Here is a 20,238-nt window from a genome sequence, read left to right as displayed (position 1 = left end):
GGACCTGTACCGGGCACATTCGTAAGGGATGAAGTATGTCACAACGGGATAAAAACATTTCCGAGCGGGGCGGTGCTATGACGACACTGGCGATAGACATAGGTGGAACTAAACTTGCCGCCGCCCTGGTGGATGACGGTTTACAGATCCACGCGCGACGCGAATGCCCTACGCCCGCCAGTAAGACGCCTGACGCGCTGCGTGAGGCGCTGGCTGAGCTGGTCAAGCCGTTACAGACCCAGGCAACGCGTGCGGCCATTGCCTCAACCGGAATCATTCAGGACGGCAATCTGCTGGCGATTAACCCGCAAAATCTCGGAGGATTGCACCATTTTCCGCTGGTGCAGACGCTCGAAGACATTGCTGGTTTGCCGACCCTGGCGATCAATGATGCTCAGGCTGCGGCATGGGCGGAATATCACGTTAGTGCGAAGGAAATTAAAGACATGGTATTCCTGACTGTTTCAACGGGCGTGGGGGGCGGCGTAGTCAGTAACGGGAAACTCGTGACCGGAAGCGGCGGACTGGCAGGGCATCTTGGGCATACGCTCGCCGATCCAAACGGCCCGCAATGCGGCTGTGGTCGCGTGGGGTGCGTGGAAGCCATCGCGTCTGGTCGCGGTATTGCCGCCGCAGCCAGGGGAGAGCTTGCAGGATGCGATGCAAAAACGATTTTTGCGCGCGCGGCAGAGGGAAATAAACAGGCGGCGGAACTGGTCCAACGTTCTGCACAGGTACTGGCGCGGCTTATTGCCGACACGAAAGCGGTGATGGGCTGCCAGCGCGTGGTGATTGGCGGCAGCATCGGGCTGGCAGGAGGGTATCTGGCGCGGGTCCGCGCGTATCTTGAGGAGCATCCTTCTGTTTATCACGTTGAATTAACCGCCGCGCACTATCGACACGATGCGGGCTTGCTGGGCGCGGCGCTGTTAGCTCAGGGAGAAAGATGATGTTTTTTGGTGAGATTCGGACGCTTCCCTCCACGGGGTTGCATCCCGTTCTTCTGGAGGCGCTAACCCTCGCGCTGGCTGCCCGTCCGCTGGAAAAAGCGGCAGGACGTTATGAGCTTCGCGGTGAGGATATCTTCATGAACGTGATGACGTTTGCCACGCAGTTTCCAGACCAGAAGAAAGCGGAACTGCATGAGCAATATATTGATATCCAGGTGTTATTGACGGGAGAAGAGCGCATCCTCTTTGGCGTGACGGGCTCGGCACGCCAGCGTGAAGATTTTCATCCTGAAGAAGATTATCAGTTGTGCAGTGAGATTGCAGGTGAACAGTGTGTCACCCTCCGGCCGGGGATGTGCGCCGTATTTATGCCGGGAGAGCCACATAAGCCAGGATGCGCAATCCTTGAGCCAGGCGAGATAAAGAAAGTCGTGGTGAAGGTACGCGCCCGCTTGCTGGATACGTAGTTTATAGGCCTGATGGCGCTTCGCTTATCAGGCCTGCGGGCATAACGTAATTTGCAGGCCGGATAAGGCGCAGCCGCCATCCGGCAATGTTATTCGATATTCTGGCGCTTAAACGTCACCGCTTCCGGCTGCGTCAGGTGCAAGGTTGTCTGGCTGGGCACCGTCTCGGCAATCACCTTGCCGTGGCGAACAGAGTATCGTGCCGGCGTCTGGCGACGAACTGCATCAAACCCATTCTCTGCCGGGAGAATCACCAGGTTTGCTGTATTCCCAACGCGCACGCCATAGTCCTGCAAATCGAGCGTTTTCGCGCTGTGGGTAGTGATCAGGTTAAGCCCATCATTTATTTGCCCGTAACCCATCAGTTGGCAAACGTGCAGCCCCATATGCAGAACCTGAAGCATATTCGCGGTTCCCAGCGGATACCACGGATCGAAAACGTCGTCATGACCAAAGCAGACGTTGATCTCCGCTTCCAGCATTTCTTTGACGCGTGTGATGCCTCGGCGTTTGGGATAGGTATCGAAACGGCCCTGCAAATGCGTGTTAACCAGCGGGTTTGCCACGAAGTTAATGCCTGACATTTTTAACAGGCGGAACAGTCGGGACGTATACGCGCCATTATAGGAGTGCATCGCCGTGGTATGGCTGGCGGTCACGCGTGAACCCATTCCGTCACGATGTGCCAGTGCGGCAACGGTTTCAACGAAGCGCGATTGTTCATCATCAATTTCATCACAGTGGACATCGATCAGTCGGTCGTACTTTCTGGCCAGGGAAAACGTTTTATGCAGCGACTCAACGCCATATTCACGCGTAAATTCAAAGTGGGGGATTGCGCCGATGACATCCGCCCCTAAACGCACGGCTTCCTCAAGCAGTTCTTCACCGTTCGGATAAGAAAGAATGCCTTCCTGCGGGAATGCCACAATTTGCATATCGACCCACGGGGCGACTTCCTGCTTCACCTCCAGCATGGCTTTCAGTGCCGTAAGGGTGGGGTCCGAGACGTCAACGTGTGTACGTACGTACTGAATGCCGTTGGCGATTTGCCACTTCAGGGTCTGCATCGCGCGAGTTTTAACGTCTTCGTGGGTAAGCATCGCCTTGCGTTCGGCCCAGCGCTCGATTCCCTCGAAAAGCGTGCCGGACTGGTTCCAGTTCGGTTCACCCGCCGTTTGCGTTGTATCCAGATGGATATGCGGCTCGATGAAAGGAGGGATAACCAGCCCGCATTCGGCGTCCAGCACCTGACCGACTGGCGCAGAGGCGGTTTCCTGAGGATCGATACGGCTGAAGCGTCCATCCTCAATCGTGATTTGCCATAAACCCTCTTGCCCCTGCAAACGGGCCTGACGGATAGTGAGGGAATTATTCTGCATGGGAAACCTCCGAAGGATTAGCAAGGGTACGTTTGGCGAATGGGTTTAACACCAAATAGCTGAAGACGCCACCCAATACTGCGTTAACGGGGACAATTCCCGGAATGTAGTGCCCGGCAGCAACACCCAGGGCGGCCGAGAAAATGGCAATCCAGTTAACGGACACAAATTTTGCGTGGTCGAAGCTGGCATAGCGGCGGCGATTAATCAGGTAGTCGGCGATAATCACCCCGCCAATCGGCGGAATCGCTGCCGACAAAAAGGTCAGCCAGCCAACGAAGTTGTTGTATAGCCACAGCGCGCACAGCGTACCGATAATGCCATTAACCACCGACAGCGTACGGCTGGAAAGGCCAGTAATATTGGCGAAACCCAAACCAGAGGCGTACAGCGCGTTGTCATTGGTGGTCCAGATATTCAGGCCAAGAACGACAATGGCCGGCAGCAGCAGTCCCTGGGCGATCATCACGTCAGAAATATCGGCCTGTCCTACGGCGGCAGCGCCTGCCGCACCGAAGATAAACATCAGCGAATTGCCAAGGAAAAATGCCACCATCGCCACCAGAACGGCACCTTTGGCATTGCGGCCAAAGCGGACGAAGTCGGCGGTCAGCGTGCCTGCGCTGATAAACGAGCCTACGACCAGCGCCAGCGCGCTGGAAAAGTTGAGCGGCGTCTGCGGCACAATGGATTTGAGGTGGTCCAATCCTCCCACGCCGTCCACCGCCAGCCAGACGGAGTAGCTACCCAGGATGACGATAGCGGGTACGGCGATGATGGATAAAATCGTCAGTGCCGAGATGCCAAAAAAAATGGTTAACGTCATCAACAGGCCGGAAACCGCTATCAGGATGTTCACGTCGATGCCCGTGGCTTTACTCACCGGGATGGCAAACATCGCTACGCCGACGCCAAACCATCCTACCTGCGTACCGCCTAAAAGCATGGAGGGAAGCCAGGAACCTTTTATACCGAACGAGTAACGCGCAAGAAGATGGGTTGAGAGGCCGGTTTTTGCGCCAATGTAGCCAAGAAAAGCAGTGTAAATACCGAGGAGGAGATTGCCGAAGAGAACTGCGAGGAAGAAATCATTATAGGAAAGACCGGTACCGAGCGTGCCTCCGGTCCACATGCTGGCGGAAAAAAACGTTAGCCCTAACATCACAAAAGTGAGTGGAACCACGCCTTTCCGCGCCGCCAGAGGGACGGGGCCCTGGCTATAATTGTTATCTTGCGACACAACGCCTCCTTGAATTTTGGCCAAAAAATCCGCCGCATAATATACATTTTTTTCATGAAAGCAAACGTTTACGTCGGGATTTACGCTGCTTTTTTGCTTAAAAAGGCACCATTAACTTAAGGGTAGGCTACTGAAAACAGGCTCCCCAGCGTTCCGCTTTATGCTTCTGCCGGGGAGTCAGAGGGGCTTACACTTCCAGGAAGTTCATGATCCCGTCAGCCGCTTTACGGCCTTCAGCAATCGCCGTGACCACCAGGTCAGAGCCGCGAACGATGTCGCCACCGGCGAAGATTTTCGGGTTGCTGGTCTGGAACGCGTTATCGCTGCCTTCTGGCGCAATGATGCGGCCTTGAGAGTCCAGCTCTACGCTGTGCTTCGCCAGCCACTCCATGCTGTGAGGACGAAAACCAAACGCCATCACCACGGCGTCAGCCGGGATCACGTGTTCAGAACCGGCCACGATCTCCGCGCGACGACGGCCTTTCGCATCTGGCGCACCCATCTCCGTGCGCGCCATCTTCACTCCGCTCACTTTACCGTTGGCATTCACTTCAATACCCAGAGGCTGAATGTTGAACTGGAACTCGACGCCCTCTTCACGTGCGTTTTTCACTTCGCGCTTAGAGCCCGGCATGTTCTCTTCGTCACGACGGTAGGCACAGATGACATGCGCCGCATTCTGGCGAATGGAGGTACGCACGCAGTCCATCGCGGTATCACCGCCGCCCAGCACCACCACGCGTTTGCCTTCCATGCTGACGAACGGCTCATCGGCGGTCTCGCCGTAGCCCATTAGCTGTTTGGTATTCGCAATCAGGAACGGCAGCGCGTCGTACACGCCTGGCGCATCTTCGTTCTCCAGACCACCGCGCATGGACTGATAAGTGCCTACGCCCAGGAACACGGCGTCGTAATCTTTCAGCAGGTCGTCGAGCTGCACGTCGCGGCCCACTTCGGTGTTGAGTTTGAACTCAATGCCCATGCCGGTGAAGATTTCGCGGCGGCGGGTCATCACCTCTTTCTCCAGCTTGAAGGCCGGGATACCGAAGGTCAGCAGGCCGCCAATCTCCGGGTGGCGATCAAAGACCACCGCCTTCACGCCGTTACGGGTCAGCACGTCCGCACAGGCCAGGCCTGCCGGGCCCGCGCCGATAATCGCTACGCGCTTGTCGGTTTGACGCACACCGGTCATATCCGGGCGCCAGCCCATCTCGAACGCTTTATCGTTGATATAGCGTTCGATGTTGCCGATGGTTACCGCGCCAAACTCGTCGTTCAGCGTACAGGAGCCTTCACACAGACGATCCTGAGGGCACACGCGGCCGCACACTTCCGGCAGGGTGTTGGTCTGATGAGACAGCTCGGCGGCTTCAAAAATACGCCCTTCGTTGGCCAGCTTCAGCCAGTTCGGGATGTAGTTATGGACCGGACACTTCCATTCGCAGTAAGGGTTACCGCAGGACAGGCAGCGGTCTGCCTGTGCTTTGGCCTGGCCTTCTGAAAACGGCTCATAGATTTCAACAAATTCAATTTTACGGATCTTCAGCGGTTTCTTTGGCGGATCAACACGCTGAAGGTCGATAAACTGGTAAACGTTCTGGCTCATCTGAATTCCTTACTGCGCCTGCACGCGCAGCTCTGCTGCGCTACGACTACGGTGACCCAACAGGGCTTTAACATCGCTGGACTTCGGCTTCACCAGCGCGAATTTCGCAGAGAACGCCGGCCAGTTGGCCAGGATCTCTTCGCCGCGCGAAGAACCGGTATGCTGCACGTGTTCGGTAATTAAACCGCGCAGGTGTTCTTCGTGGATGGCCAGCGTATCAACGTCCAGCACTTCCACCAGCTCCGGGTTCACACGTTTGCGGAACTCACCGTCTTCATCCAGGACGTAGGCAAAACCGCCCGTCATGCCCGCGCCAAAGTTCACGCCGGTTTTACCCAGGACGCACACAATTCCGCCCGTCATGTATTCACAGCCGTTATCGCCGATGCCTTCCACCACGGTGATGGCGCCGGAGTTACGCACCGCAAAACGTTCGCCCGCACGGCCCGCGGCAAACAGACGACCGCCGGTTGCGCCGTACAGACAGGTATTGCCGATGATGCTCGCTTCATGGCTGCGGAAGGCTGAACCAACCGGAGGACGCACCGCCAGCAGACCGCCCGCCATGCCTTTTCCAACGTAGTCGTTGGCATCGCCGGTCAGGTATAACTCAACTCCGCCTGCGTTCCACACGCCGAAGCTCTGACCCGCGGTACCGCTGAAGTGCGCGGTAATCGGATCCGACGCCAGACCCTGGTCACCGTGCGTTTGCGCGATGTAACCGGAGAGGGACGCACCCACGGAACGGTCGGTGTTGCGGATATCAAACCAGAACGTTTTGCTCTGCTTCTCATCCACATACGGCTTCGCCTGTTGCAGCAGCTGTGCGTTCAGCACGCCGTTGTCGAACGGCGGGTTGTTCTCGGTACAGTAAACCGCTTTGCCAGGATGCGGCTGAGCGGTTTCCAGCAGCTTAGACAGCTCCAGCTTCTGCTGCTTGGCCGTGAAGCCCTCAAGCTCTTTCAGCAGGTCGGTACGGCCAATCAGGTCTACCAGACGCTTCACGCCCAGCTGCGCCATCAGCTCGCGGGTTTCACGGGCGATGAAGTCAAAGTAGTTGGTCACTTTGAACGGCAGGCCGTGGTAGTGATTTTTACGCAGCTTTTCGTCCTGGGTAGCAACGCCCGTTGCACAGTTGTTCAGGTGGCAAATACGCAGGTATTTACAGCCGAGCGCAACCATTGGGCCGGTACCAAAGCCGAAGCTTTCCGCTCCCAGAATCGCCGCTTTGATGATGTCGAGGCCGGTTTTCAGTCCGCCGTCCACCTGCAAACGGATCTTGTGACGCAGGCCGTTAGCGACCAGCGCCTGCTGGGTTTCCACCAGGCCGAGCTCCCACGGACAACCCGCGTATTTCACGGAGGAGAGCGGGCTTGCGCCGGTGCCGCCGTCGTAACCGGCGATGGTGATCAGATCCGCATAAGCTTTTGCCACACCGGTGGCAATGGTGCCAACGCCCGGTTCGGAAACCAGCTTCACGGAGATCATCGCTTTCGGGTTGACCTGTTTCAGGTCGAAAATCAGCTGCGCCAGATCCTCGATAGAGTAGATATCGTGGTGCGGCGGCGGGGAGATCAGCGTCACGCCCGGCACTGAATAGCGAAGCTTAGCGATGTATGGGGTGACTTTATCACCCGGCAGCTGACCGCCTTCACCCGGTTTCGCACCCTGCGCGACTTTAATCTGAATCACGTCGGCGTTAACCAGGTACGCAGGCGTTACGCCAAAGCGACCAGACGCCACCTGCTTAATACGGGACACTTTATTGGTGCCGTAGCGGGCCGGATCTTCACCGCCTTCCCCGGAGTTGGAGTTGCCGCCGATGCTGTTCATGGCTTCCGCCAGCGCTTCGTGCGCTTCCGGGCTCAGCGCGCCGATAGACATCGCCGCGGTGTCGAAACGTTTGAACAGCTCAGACGCGGGTTCAACCTCGTCAATGCTGACCGCTTCATCACCTGGATTGAGGGCAATGAGATCGCGCAGCGTCGCTGCCGGACGGTTGTTCACCAGCTCTGCATACTGCTGATAATCGCTGTACTCGCCGCTCTGCACCGCCTGTTGCAGAGTGCGCACCACGTCCGGGTTATAAGCGTGATACTCACCCCCGTGGACATATTTCAGCAGGCCGCCCTGTTCCAGAGGCTTACGTGCCAGCCAGGCGCGTTTCGACAGGTTCACCAGATCCTGCTGGAAGTCAGCAAAACCGGCGCCGCCGATACGGCTGACCACGCCCTGGAAGCAGAGGTTGGCGACGTCGTCATGCAGGCCGACCGCTTCAAACAGCTTCGAGCAGCGGTAAGAGGCGATGGTCGAGATGCCCATTTTGGACATGATCTTGTACAGACCTTTGTTGATGCCGTTACGGTAGTTCAGCATCACAGCACGGTAGTCTTTGTCGATCGCGCGGGTATCCACCAGGCGGGCCAGCGTTTCGTAGGCCAGATACGGGTAGATTGCCGTGGCGCCAAAGCCTAACAGCACCGCAAAGTGGTGCGGGTCGCGCGCGCTCGCGGTTTCAACGATGATGTTGGCGTCGCAGCGCAGGCTCTTGTCCACCAGACGCGTCTGGATAGCCCCCACCGCCATGGGTGCAGGCACCGGCAGACGGTTTTTCGCGATGTTGCGGTCAGACAGCACCAGCAGAACGGTGCCGTTACGCACCATCTGCTCGGCTTTAACGCACAGCGCGTTCACCGTCTCTTCGAGGCTCGTTTCGGTCACGTCGAAGGTGATATCGAGCGTGTCGGCGCGATAGTGCTCCTCGGTCATGGTGGTGAGCTGTTTGAAATCGGAGTACAGCAGGATCGGTGATTTAAAGGTCAGACGGTGCGCCTGGCCTTCAGCTTCACAGAAGACGTTCATCTCACGGCCGATGCTGGTGGCCAGCGACATGACGTGGGCTTCGCGCAGCGGATCGATTGGCGGGTTAGTGACCTGCGCAAACTGCTGACGGAAGTAGTCATAAATAATGCGTGGCTGGCTGGAGAGCACGGCAAAAGGGGTATCGTCACCCATTGAGCCGACCGCTTCCTGGCCGTTTTCACCGAGCACGCGGATAACCGAGTCCAGCTCTTCCGCGCTGTAGTTAAACTGCTTCTGGAAGCTCGCGAGGGTGTCATCGTCCAGCTCGCGGCTGCCCACTTCTTCGTCCGACAGATCTTCAAACGGCACCAGACGACGCACGTTTTTCTCCATCCACTCTTTGTACGGATGGCGGCTCTTCAGATCGTTGTCGGTTTCGGCGGAATGCAGAATACGCCCACCGCGGGTGTCGATCACCATCAGCTCGCCCGGTCCGACGCGGCCTTTCTCGACCACTTCGTCTGGCTGGTAATCCCAGATCCCGACTTCAGAGGCACAGGTGATGAGCTTGTCTTTGGTAATAACGTAGCGCGCCGGACGCAGACCATTACGGTCCAGGTTACAGGCGGCAAAACGACCGTCGGACATAACGATGCCCGCCGGGCCGTCCCACGGCTCCATGTGCATGGAGTTAAAGTCGAAGAACGCGCGCAGCTCAGGGTCCATATCCGGGTTGTTCTGCCAGGCCGGTGGCACGAGCAGACGCATGGCGCGCACGATGTCCATCCCGCCCGCCAGCAGCAGTTCCAGCATGTTATCCATGGAGCTGGAGTCCGAGCCGGTTTCGTTCACGAACGGCGCGGCATCGTGCAGGTCCGGGATCAGCGGCGTCTGGAATTTATAGGTACGGGCGCGGGCCCACTGGCGGTTGCCGGTGATGGTGTTGATCTCGCCGTTATGCGCCAGGTAGCGGAACGGCTGCGCCAGCGGCCAGCGTGGAACGGTGTTGGTGGAGAAGCGCTGGTGGAACAGGCAAATGGCCGATTCCAGACGCAGGTCCGCCAGGTCCAGGTAGAAGCGCGGCAGGTCAGCCGGCATACACAGACCTTTATAGATGTTCACAAGGTTAGAGAGGCTACAGACGTAGAACTCTTTATCATCCTGAAGACGTTTTTCAATGCGGCGGCGGGCGATAAACAGACGGCGTTCCATATCACGCGGACGCCAGCCCGCAGGCGCGTTGACAAAAATCTGTTCAATACGAGGCAGCGAGGAGAGGGCGATTTCACCGAGCACCCCTTCGTTGGTTGGCACATCGCGCCAGCCGACAATCGACAGGGTTTCACGCTGAAGTTCTTCTTCAACGATGCGGCGCGACGCGGCAGCTTTTTCAGGATCCTGATTCAGGAACAGCATACCGACAGCGTAGTTTTTGGCTAAACGCCAGCCGCGCTCTTCCGCTACGATACGGAAGAAACGATCCGGTTTTTGCAGCAGCAGGCCGCAACCGTCGCCGGTTTTACCATCGGCAAGGATGGCGCCACGGTGCTGCATACGGGCCAGTGCGTGAATAGCAGTACGCACTACCTTGTGGCTAGGTTCGCCTTCTATGTGGGCGATCAGGCCGAAACCACAGTTATCCTTCTCAAGGGATTTATCGTACAACATATCAGTGAACCTCCCCAGGCTCGTCGGGCTTCCCACTGAACTTTACCGTGGCGCACAGGCGCAGAAAGAGCATGGCGACGGGGTTAGCGTTTCATACGCGGACCTCGCATTCGCCCTCTTTTTCATCCTTTCGCGCAGGTAAACAAGTTTGAGGACTTGCTTCAGAGGGAATCTCAATTACTGCATAAATATGATGAGCAGGCCGCTCATCCAGAAAGCTTCCAGCGGATTTCCAACTTATCGGGAATTGGTACACAGGTCAAATGGCAATCTTATTTATACAAAAATGTGCTAAAGCGTAGTTATCTTTTTGTTTTTAATATGTATTTAACTATTTTTACAACCACTTAAAGCACCGGGGAGGTGCAGGGGAGTGTGATCTGACTCACTATATGAAAGCGGTATTATCGATGCAGCGTGCTGAAATGCAGATTTATAGCAGAATATTAATCTGGTGTTGCATTCAAACCCGCATAAAATCACTGTTTTTCAGTCCTGGCGCTATAAATGAAAAAAACCATCAGAACATAAGGAAAAGTAATTACGTACAGGGTGAATGAAATCTCGGTAATCGTGATTATTTATTCAAGCAGATAAAGGCCGTCCAGGGCGATTGATCCAGGTCATCGCCGACAGAGGCTAAAAATGGCAGGCTTGTCCCCTTTCTTCGGGACGGTCTATCAGATTATGCAGTTACAGAAATTAGTCAATATGTTTGGTGGGGATCTTTTGCAGCGCTATGGGCAAAAAGTTCACAAACTGACGCTGCACGGCGGCTTTAGCTGTCCGAATCGCGATGGCACTATCGGGCGTGGTGGCTGCACTTTCTGTAACGTGGCCTCGTTTGCTGACGAGGCCCAGCAGCATAAATCTATCGCTGAACAGCTCGCCCATCAGGCGAGTCTGGTGAATCGCGCGAAGCAGTATCTGGCCTATTTCCAGGCCTACACCAGCACGTGGGCTGAGGTGCAGGTGCTGCGCTCGATGTATCAGCAGGCGGTTGCTCAAGCGAACATTGTCGGGCTGTGCGTGGGGACGCGTCCGGACTGCGTGCCGGAGGCCGTGCTGGATTTACTTAGTGAGTACAAAGAGAAGGGCTACGAGATCTGGCTGGAGCTGGGCTTGCAGACCGCGCATGACAAAACCCTGCACCGTATCAATCGCGGGCATGATTTCGCCTGCTACCAGCGCACCACGCGTCTCGCCCGTGAGCGTGGATTAAAAGTCTGCTCGCATCTGATTGTCGGCTTGCCAGGAGAAGGGCAGCAGCACGGGCTGGAAACGCTGGAAAAAGTCGTCGAGACCGGCGTGGATGGCATTAAGCTGCATCCGCTGCATATCGTGAAGGGCAGCATAATGGCGAAAGCCTGGGAAGCGGGGCGGTTAAGTGGTATCGAACTCGACGACTATACGGTGACGGCGGGGGAGATGATTCGCCACACGCCTCCGGAGATTGTTTACCACCGCATCTCGGCCAGTGCCCGCCGCCCAACGCTTCTGGCACCGCTCTGGTGTGAGAACCGCTGGACGGGGATGCTGGAAATCGACCGCTATCTACAGGAGAACGGCGTACAGGGGTCGGCGCTTGGCTGCCCGTGGGTTCCCCCGCTACCGGCGACGGCCGCCTAGCAGACTTCCCAGCATGCCGCGTACTATCTGGTTGGTAATCTGACGCGTCGCGCTTTTTGCCATGGTCTGAACCACGCCATCGCGTTTGCCGCCGCGTGGCCCGGTGCTGCCGAACAGAATATCTTTCAGCCCGCCGAGAATGCCGTCGTCCACGGCAACAGATTGCCCTTTTGCGGCAGGGGCATCCTGCGATTCGGCAGTCGCCTGCACCCCTTTTTGCAGCATTTCGAATGCAGATTCGCGATCTACTTCGTCTTCGTACTTTCCGTACACCGGGGAGTGATTAATCAGGGCGTTGCGTTCATCGTCCGTTACCGGCCCCATGCGCGAGCAGGGCGCAATCACCATCGCACGCTCGACAACTGTCGGGCTGCCTTTTGCATCAAGGAACGAAATCAGCGCTTCACCGGTACCCAGCGCCTGAATGGCGGTTTCGGTATCAAAGGCCGGATTGGCGCGCATGGTTTGCGCCGCGGCTTTCACCGCTTTCTGATCTTTCGGCGTAAAGGCGCGCAGGGCGTGCTGCACGCGGTTACCCAACTGCCCCAGTACGTTGTCCGGAATATCCGACGGGTTTTGCGACACAAACCAGACCCCGACGCCTTTGGAGCGGATCAGGCGGATAACCTGTTCAATTTTATCCAGCAGCACCTGCGGCGCGTCGTTAAACAACAGGTGCGCTTCGTCAAAGAAGAACACCAGTTTGGGTTTTTCCAGATCGCCTGCTTCCGGCAGTTGTTCGTACAGTTCAGAGAGCATCCACAGCAGGCTGGCGGCGTAAAGCTTCGGCATCTGGTAGAGCTTCTCTGCGCTCAGAATGTTGATGATGCCTTTGCCGCTGCTGTCGGTACGCATCCAGTCTTTGATATCCAGCATTGGCTCGCCGAAGAAGTGTTCGGCACCCTGTTGCTCCAGCGTCAGGAGCCCACGCTGAATGGCGCCCACCGAGGCGCTGCTGATATTGCCGTACTGGTTCTGGAAGGATTTGGCGTTATCGCCAATGTACTGGGTGATGGCGCGCAGATCTTTGAAGTCGAGCAGCAGTAGCCCCTGATCGTCGGCGATACGGAAGATAATGTTCAGTACCCCGGACTGCACGTCGTTGAGGTTAAGCAGACGGGCCAGCAGCAGCGGGCCGAGGTCGGAGACGGTGGCGCGCACCGGATGGCCTTTTTCGCCGAAGATATCCCAGGCCACCACCGGATTACCGTGCGGCGTCCAGTCCGTGATGCCGATATTTTTCAGGCGCTCGAGGAGTTTTTCTGACGCTGCACCTTCCTGAGCCACCCCGGTTAAATCGCCCTTCACGTCAGCCATAAAAACCGGCACGCCAGTCTCTGACAACGACTCAGCCAGCTTTTGCAGGGTGACGGTTTTTCCCGTCCCGGTCGCGCCGGTGATCAGGCCATGACGGTTCGCCATCGCGGGCAGTAAAAACAGCTCTTTTTCCAGCGTCCTGGCGATTAACAATGGTGTACTCATGATGCACGTCCTCTCGTAGTCCTGGGTGGAGTATAGGCAACCTGACGGCAAAATGTCTGCGTAAATTCCTCACTTTGCGGCGCATTATCCAGTGCGGACTATGCTTTTGCATACGGTAAACAAAATTTTGGGAAACTATGTCCAGATTCTTTTTTAACGACCGCAAACAGCTTGTCAACGATGCCATTGAAGGCATACTTCTCTCCGCGCCGCACGGTAATCTCGTCAAACTGGATATCGATCCGGCCATCCGCGTGGTGGCTCGCGGCGACTGGGATAAAAGCCGCGTGGCGGTGATCTCCGGTGGCGGCTCCGGCCATGAACCGGCACATGCCGGGTTCGTCGGTAAAGGCATGCTTACCGCAGCGGTGTGTGGCGATCTGTTCGCTTCCCCAAGCGTGGATGCGGTCCTCAATGCCATTGTGGCGGTGACGGGCGATCGTGGCTGCCTGCTGATTGTGAAAAACTACACCGGCGACCGGCTTAACTTTGGCCTGGCGGCGGAAAAAGCCAAACGCTACGGCCTGAAGGTCGAGATGGTTATCGTGGCGGATGATATCGCCCTACCGGATAACAAGCAGCCGCGTGGTATCGCGGGAACGGCGCTGGTGCATAAGATTGCGGGATATGCGGCAGAACAGGGGAAATCGCTGAACGACGTGCGGGATATTGCGCAACAGGCCTGCGATAACCTCTGGAGCCTGGGGGTTGCGATGCAAACCTGTAACCTGCCGGGTAGCGATGATGAAGAAGGGCGCATCAGGCAAGGCCACGTGGAGCTGGGGCTGGGGATTCACGGCGAGCCGGGGGCATCGGTGGTGGATACGCAGAACAGCAGGGCGATTATCGATACGCTGGTGACGCCGCTAAAAGCCCAGGCGGGTGACGGGCGCTTTGCGGTGCTGATCAACAACCTCGGCGGCGTGTCAGCGCTGGAGATGGCTCTGCTCACCAAAGAGCTGGCGCATTCGGCGTTGAAAGAGAACATTGCGTATCTGATTGGCCCGGCGCCGCTGGTGAGTGCGCTGGATATGAAAGGCTTTTCGCTAACGCTGTTAAAGCTCAACGATTTCTTCGAGAAGGCGATTCACGCCGAGGTCGAGACGCTGGGCTGGCAGAAGCCCGTCGCGTTCGCGCCCCTGCGTACCGTCCCCCATAGCGCCCTTCATGATCGCGTGGAATATACCCCGTCGGACAATCCGCAGGTGAGCGAGGCCGTCGCCTCGGTAACGAAAACATTGATCCAGCTGGAAAATCGCCTTAACGCGCTGGATGCCAAAGTAGGCGATGGCGATACGGGCTCCACCTTTGCGCAAGGGGCGCGGGATATTGCGCAGCGACTTGAGGAGAACAACCTGCCCCTTAACGACGTGCCGACATTCCTCCTGCTGGTTGGCGAGCGGCTGGCAACGGTGATGGGCGGATCGAGTGGGGTGTTGATGTCAATCTTCTTCACTGCGGCAGGACAAAAGCTTCACGATGGACAGCCGCTACCTGAAGCATTGCTGAGCGGACTGGCGCAGATGAAGCAGTATGGCGGTGCAGATCTCGGCGATCGTACGCTGATCGATGCCCTGCAACCGGCGCTGGAGGCGTTACAGAAAGGCAATATTCAGGCGGCAGCGCAGGCCGCGCAGCAAGGGGCTGAAGCAACGGCGAAAATGGCGAAAGCCGGCGCGGGGCGTTCGTCGTACGTGAATAAAGAGAATCTGGACGGGGTGATGGATCCGGGGGCGGTCGCGGTGGCGGAAGTGTTTAAGACCATGGTAGATGCAAAACGGTAACAACCGTTACCGTTTTTAGTGTTTGCGCCCTCTCCCTGTGGGAGAGGGTTGGGGTGAGGGCATCAGGCCGCACATTCCCCGGCAATCTCACATCAGAAATCCGCTTTCAACACCACGCGGTAGCGGGCTTTGCCGTCGCGCACGTGCTGGATCGCTTCGTTGATTTTTGACATCGGATACAGTTCGGTGGTCGGTGCCACTTTTGTGCGTCCGGCAAACTTCATCAGCTTGCGTAACTCATATGGTGTGCCGGTAGCAGAGCCGGATATGCTGCGATCGCCGCCGATCAGGGTAAACGCCGGAACCGGCAGCGGCTTCATCACCGCACCCACGGTGTGGAAGTTACCGCCGTAGGCCAGGGCTTCAAAGTACGGCTGCCAGTCGAGATCGACGTTGACGGTGTTGATGATCAGGTCAAACTGGCCTGCCAGAGCGGTGAGCGCCTGGGGATCGCGACTGTTCACCACTTTATCCGCACCCATGGCCAGCACTTCCTGCTCTTTCGCCGGGTTAGAGCTGAACGCCGTCACTTCACAGCCCATCGCGTGCAGCAGCTTGATGGCGATATGGCCCAGACCGCCAATCCCGATCACGCCCACGCGGCTGGTGGCGGTGACGTGATGCATCAGCAGCGGTTTAAAGACGGTGATACCGCCACACAGCAGCGGACCGGCGGATTCGATATCAATGCTGTCCGGCAGCGGGATAACCCATTGCCAGTCGGCGCGCAGCTTATCGGCGAAACCGCCCTTGTTCAGGATGGTCGGCGTAGCGCCCTCAAGGCAGTTGATCTGATTGCCGCTGATACAGGCGTCGCAGTGGCCGCAGCTGCGTGCCGTCCAGCCGATACCCACGCGCTGGCCCACTTTCAGCCCTTTGTCCTGCGCGGCGCTGCCGAGCGCCACGACGCGGCCAATGACTTCGTGCCCGGCCACCAGCGGATAGCTGGAGAAGCCCCATTCATTGTCGATCATCGAGAGATCTGAGTGGCAGATCCCGCAGTAATCAACCTGTACTTCGACGTCTTCCGCTTTTAGTTCGCCCGCATCGTACTCGTACAGCTCAAGTTCTGCACCCGCCTGCGGTGCGGCGTAGCTTTTTATCTTCGACATCGCATTTCCCCTGTTTTGGTGTGAACTGTGAGTGTAGAGCATTCAGTTTACAGACGCTTAACAGAAGACGGCAGGAACAAAACTTACAGACTTTTCAGCATCCTGACTTCGCAGTCCACGTGGCCCGTGCAGCCCAGTGGCGCATCGATATGCTCAAAGCCGAGATGTTCATACAGGCCAATGGCCTCTTTAAGGAAAGCGGTGGTTTCAAGGTAGCAACGTTTAAAGCCCTGTGAGCGTGCATGTTCCAGGGCAACCAGCGCCAGCTTTTTCGCCAGGCCTTGTCCGCGTATCGTTGGCAGGAAATACATTTTCTGGAGTTCACAGATATCCGGCTCGCTGCAAAGCAGTGGGGCAATGCCGCCGCCGCCCACGACCTGGCCGTCCTGCTCGATGACCCAGTAGGCATGGCCCGGCTGGCTGTACAGCTGAAAAAGTTCGTCCAGATTTGGGTCGGCCACGGTGTAGCCTTTGTCGGCGGTCAGGCCATATTCGGCAGAAACCGTGCGGATAACGGCGGCGATAGCCGGGTTGTCCTGCTCAGTGATCCGACGCATTGTCGTCGCGACGGGGGTAATCACGCTCATAGCATTACTCATGACAAAAATTGACACACAACTGCTGTTAATAGCACCGCAGAAAGGGGAGTGCAAGCGAGGAGTTTTCAGGAAGGATACCCCTTACGCCCTGAAGCGTAAGGGGTAAAAGCATTACAGCGCCGCGATAACCGCCTGCTGCTCGATCAGTTTGGTCTTCGCATCGGCGAAGGCAACCAGACGCTCACGCTCTTTGGCGATGACCGCTTCCGGCGCGCGGGCCACAAAGCCCTCGTTCGCCAGTTTGCTTTCGATTTTGCCAATTTCCACGTCGACTTTCGCCACTTCTTTCGCCAGACGCGCCAGCTCCGCATCTTTGTCGATCAGGCCCGCCATCGGGATCAGCAGCTCCGCGCCGTCGATGATTTTGGTCACGGAAACCGGACCTTTGTCATCGGCAGGCAGCACGGTGATGCTTTCCAGACGCGCCATGGTTTTCAGGAAGGTGTTGTTCTCGGTGACGCGACGAACGGCAGCTTCGCTGCAACCGCGCAGCAGCAGCTCCAGTGGTTTACCCGGAGCGATGTTCATTTCCGCGCGGATGTTACGTACCGCAACGATCGCCTGCTTCAGCCACTCGGTATCCGCAGACGCGGCTTCATCCACTTTCGCGGCGTCGAATGCCGGGAACGGCTGGAGCATGATGGTATCGGCATTAATACCGGCAATCACCTTCACGCGCTGCCAGATGGTTTCGGTGATGAACGGAATGATCGGGTGCGCAAGGCGCAGCAGACCTTCCAGAACGGTAATCAGCGTATTACGCGTGCCGCGCAGTTCCGCTTCAGAACCGCCGTTCATGACCGGCTTCGCCAGCTCCAGGTACCAGTCGCAGAACTGGTTCCAGGTGAATTCGTACAGGATGCCTGCCGCGATGTCGAAGCGGTAGCTGTCCAGCGCGTCGCGGAATGCTTTCACCGTCTGGTTAAATTCCGCGAGGATCCAGCGGTCTGCCAGAGACAGGGTCATTTCGCCGCCGTTAAAGCCGCAATCCTGATCTTCGGTGTTCATCAGCACGAAGCGGCTGGCGTTCCACAGCTTGTTACAGAAGTTACGGTAACCTTCCAGACGCTTCATATCCCAGTTGATGTCACGACCGGTGGAGGCCAGCGCCGCCAGGGTGAAGCGCAGGGCGTCGGTACCGTGAGATTCGATCCCGTTCGGGAACTGCTTCTCGGTACGCTTGCGGATTTTCTCCGCCAGCTGCGGCTGCATCATGTTGCCGGTACGTTTTTCCAGCAGCTCTTCCAGAGAGATACCGTCCACCATATCCAGCGGGTCGATAACGTTACCCTTGGATTTGGACATCTTCTGGCCTTCGTCGTCGCGGATCAGGCCGGTCATGTAGACGGTATGGAACGGAACCTGCGGCTTGCCGTCTTCGTCTTTGATGAAGTGCATGGTCATCATGATCATGCGGGCAATCCAGAAGAAGATAATGTCGAAGCCGGATACCATCACGCTGGTTGGATGGAACTGACGCAGCGCGTCGGTGTTTTCCGGCCAGCCGAGGGTAGAGAAGGTCCACAGTGCGGAGGAGAACCAGGTATCCAGCACGTCTTCGTCCTGGCGCAGGGCAACGTCAGCGCCCAGGTTGTTTTCCTGACGCACTTCCTCTTCGGTGCGGCCAACGTAGACATTGCCTTCGTTGTCGTACCACGCCGGGATACGGTGACCCCACCACAGCTGACGGGAAATACACCAGTCCTGAATATCGCGCATCCAGGAGAAGTACATGTTTTCGTACTGCTTCGGCACGAACTGAATGCTGCCGTTCTCAACCGCTTCCACAGCCGGTTTCGCCAGCACGTCGGCACGCACGTACCACTGGTCGGTCAGCATTGGCTCGATAACCACGCCGCCACGGTCGCCGTACGGCACGGTCAGATCGTGAGGTTTAATCTCTTCCAGCAGGCCGAGTGCGTCAACGGCGGCTACGATGGCTTTACGCGCGGCAAAGCGCTCCAGCTTCTGGAACTCAGCCGGGATGTCGCTGGAATAAACGTCGGATTCGTTGCCTTTGGTGTCATACACTTCTGCGCTTTCGCGGATATCGCCGTCGAAGGTCAGAATGTTGATCATCGGAAGTTGATGACGACGACCGACTTCATAGTCGTTGAAGTCATGCGCCGGGGTGATTTTCACGCAGCCGGTGCCTTTTTCCATGTCGGCGTGTTCGTCGCCCACAATCGGAATACGGCGGTTCACCAGCGGCAGCACCACGAATTTGCCGATCAGATCTTTATAACGCGGATCTTCCGGGTTAACGGCCACGCCGGTATCGCCCAGCAGGGATTCCGGACGGGTGGTCGCCACCACCAGGTAATCTTTACCGTCGGCGGTTTTTGCGCCGTCGGCCAGCGGATAGCGGATGTGCCACATGGAGCCTTTAGACTCGCGGTTTTCCACTTCCAGGTCAGAGATGGCGGTGCGCAGTTTCGGGTCCCAGTTGACCAGGCGCTTGCCACGATAAATCAGGTCTTCTTTGTACAGGCGCACAAAGACTTCTTTCACGGCGTTGGACAGGCCTTCATCCATGGTGAAGCGCTCGCGCTCCCAGTCTACGGAGTTGCCGAGACGGCGCATCTGACGGGTAATGGTGCCGCCGGATTCTGCCTTCCACTGCCAGATTTTGTCGATGAACGCGTCGCGACCGTAGTCGTGGCGGGTTTTACCCTCTTCAGCGGCAATTTTACGCTCAACCACCATCTGGGTCGCGATACCCGCGTGGTCAGTCCCCGCCTGCCACAGGGTATTTTTGCCCTGCATGCGCTGGTAGCGGATCATGGTATCCATGATGGTCTGCTGGAAAGCATGCCCCATATGCAAACTGCCGGTGACGTTCGGCGGCGGGATCATGATGCAGAAGGACTCTTTGCTTTCGTCGCCGTTAGGCTTGAAATAGCCCTGCTGTTCCCAGTGCTCGTAAAGCGGCTGTTCGATATCGCGTGGGTTATATGTCTTTTCCATTATTTCCAGGTTGCCGTATTCAGGTTAAAACCGGCCAGGCGGTACGCTTTGTAGCGTTCGCGCGCCAGTTGTTTCAAAGATTCTTCGTAAGGGACAAAGTCTACCACTTCTGTGAAAGCGGTGGCAAAATCTGCAAAGTCTGTCCGCAGGCTAATGAGAATGTCGCGCGCGCTGCTGTTGCGTTTTTGCGGCCAGGCAATCTCCACCGGTGCCCCGCCGCGTGGACCTTCGCCCGACAGGTTATGCGGAACAAAACTCTCCGGCGGGCGCGCCCATAGCGCTTCATCCAGGCGAATCGCCTGCTGCTCATCTTCACAGGCAATCAGGACGCGTTTACCTGCGCGCCAACGTTCTGCGGCAATTTCACACACCAGCTGTTCAACGGCGCTGAGGCCATCCTGATGGGTGTCATTGTCCAGAAGGTAGAACGTTGCATTCTTCATATATGGGGCTTCTTGTCGTGGATTTAAATGCAAAGCCGGGTGGCGCTTCGCTTACCCGGCCTACGGTTGAGTGATGCTGTAGGCCGGGTAAGGCGAAGCCGCCACCC

Annotated in this window: 13 protein-coding genes; 4 read left to right on the top strand and 9 right to left on the bottom strand. The window is 57.2% G+C overall.

Translation table 11 applies throughout. The features are described 5' to 3' along the window. Nucleotides 1–77 precede the first annotated feature (77 nt). The gene (gene nanK, locus ACJTMZ_RS15950; protein WP_047062767.1) at nt 78–950 is read left to right on the top strand and encodes an N-acetylmannosamine kinase; all 873 of its coding nucleotides are present in this window, start codon (nt 78–80) and stop codon (nt 948–950) included. Beyond that, the gene (gene nanQ / locus ACJTMZ_RS15945) at nt 950–1,417 is read left to right on the top strand and encodes an N-acetylneuraminate anomerase (RefSeq protein ID WP_023295505.1); all 468 of its coding nucleotides are present in this window, start codon (nt 950–952) and stop codon (nt 1,415–1,417) included. Before nanK ends, nanQ begins: the two co-directional genes overlap by 1 nt. A gap of 89 nt (nt 1,418–1,506) precedes the next feature. Here the strand turns inward: nanQ and ACJTMZ_RS15940 are convergent, their stop codons facing one another. The 4 genes from ACJTMZ_RS15940 to gltB all read right to left on the bottom strand — a co-directional run bounded on the left by ACJTMZ_RS15940 (nt 1,507) and on the right by gltB (nt 10,115). Then, on the bottom strand, nt 1,507–2,799 hold the full coding sequence (locus ACJTMZ_RS15940) for a cytosine deaminase (RefSeq protein ID WP_015571997.1): 1,293 nt from the start codon (nt 2,797–2,799) through the stop codon (nt 1,507–1,509). Then, on the bottom strand, nt 2,789–4,039 hold the full coding sequence (gene codB, locus ACJTMZ_RS15935) for a cytosine permease (RefSeq protein ID WP_047733894.1): 1,251 nt from the start codon (nt 4,037–4,039) through the stop codon (nt 2,789–2,791). Before codB ends, ACJTMZ_RS15940 begins: the two co-directional genes overlap by 11 nt. 187 nt (nt 4,040–4,226) lie before the next feature. Beyond that, a complete protein-coding gene (gene gltD / locus ACJTMZ_RS15930) occupies nt 4,227–5,645 on the bottom strand; it encodes a glutamate synthase subunit GltD (RefSeq protein ID WP_017382721.1) in 1,419 nt (472 codons plus the stop codon). Nucleotides 5,646–5,654: 9 nt separating this feature from the next. Next, nucleotides 5,655–10,115, bottom strand: coding sequence for a glutamate synthase large subunit (gene gltB, locus ACJTMZ_RS15925; RefSeq protein ID WP_141414483.1), 4,461 nt, complete (start codon nt 10,113–10,115; stop codon nt 5,655–5,657). Between the two features lie 687 nt (nt 10,116–10,802). Here gltB and ACJTMZ_RS15920 point away from each other — a divergent pair. Beyond that, a complete protein-coding gene (locus ACJTMZ_RS15920) occupies nt 10,803–11,744 on the top strand; it encodes a TIGR01212 family radical SAM protein (RefSeq protein ID WP_109937898.1) in 942 nt (313 codons plus the stop codon). Here the strand turns inward: ACJTMZ_RS15920 and ACJTMZ_RS15915 are convergent. Further along, the gene (locus ACJTMZ_RS15915; protein WP_023304496.1) at nt 11,724–13,226 is read right to left on the bottom strand and encodes a helicase HerA-like C-terminal domain-containing protein; all 1,503 of its coding nucleotides are present in this window, start codon (nt 13,224–13,226) and stop codon (nt 11,724–11,726) included. The genes ACJTMZ_RS15920 and ACJTMZ_RS15915 overlap by 21 nt on opposite strands. Before the next feature lie 137 nt (nt 13,227–13,363). Here ACJTMZ_RS15915 and ACJTMZ_RS15910 point away from each other — a divergent pair, with 137 nt between their 5' ends. Further along, nucleotides 13,364–15,010: a dihydroxyacetone kinase subunit DhaK gene (locus tag ACJTMZ_RS15910; RefSeq protein ID WP_032655246.1), complete on the top strand. Its 1,647-nt coding sequence runs from the start codon at nt 13,364–13,366 to the stop codon at nt 15,008–15,010. A gap of 92 nt (nt 15,011–15,102) precedes the next feature. On the opposite strand, the gene ACJTMZ_RS15905 is transcribed toward ACJTMZ_RS15910, so the two are convergent. From ACJTMZ_RS15905 to holC, 4 genes are all read right to left on the bottom strand, one after another. Then, nucleotides 15,103–16,122 carry an NAD(P)-dependent alcohol dehydrogenase gene (locus ACJTMZ_RS15905; RefSeq protein ID WP_015571992.1) on the bottom strand — a complete coding sequence of 340 codons (1,020 nt, stop codon included), beginning with the start codon at nt 16,120–16,122 and terminating at the stop codon, nt 15,103–15,105. A gap of 83 nt (nt 16,123–16,205) precedes the next feature. After that, complete coding sequence (locus tag ACJTMZ_RS15900) at nt 16,206–16,709, bottom strand: GNAT family N-acetyltransferase (RefSeq protein ID WP_003861887.1); 504 nt, start codon at nt 16,707–16,709, stop codon at nt 16,206–16,208. 123 nt (nt 16,710–16,832) lie between these two features. Continuing rightward, the gene (locus ACJTMZ_RS15895) at nt 16,833–19,688 is read right to left on the bottom strand and encodes a valine--tRNA ligase (protein ID WP_047365699.1); all 2,856 of its coding nucleotides are present in this window, start codon (nt 19,686–19,688) and stop codon (nt 16,833–16,835) included. Beyond that, entirely contained in the window at nt 19,688–20,131 is a 444-nt protein-coding gene (holC, locus tag ACJTMZ_RS15890; protein ID WP_003861884.1) for a DNA polymerase III subunit chi, read from the bottom strand. Before holC ends, ACJTMZ_RS15895 begins: the two co-directional genes overlap by 1 nt. Nucleotides 20,132–20,238: the final 107 nt, after the last annotated feature.

Source organism: Enterobacter sp. DN (genome assembly GCF_046054285.1).
Lineage (GTDB): Bacteria > Pseudomonadota > Gammaproteobacteria > Enterobacterales > Enterobacteriaceae > Enterobacter > Enterobacter hormaechei_C.
This window is presented reverse-complemented; position numbering and strand designations above follow the sequence as displayed.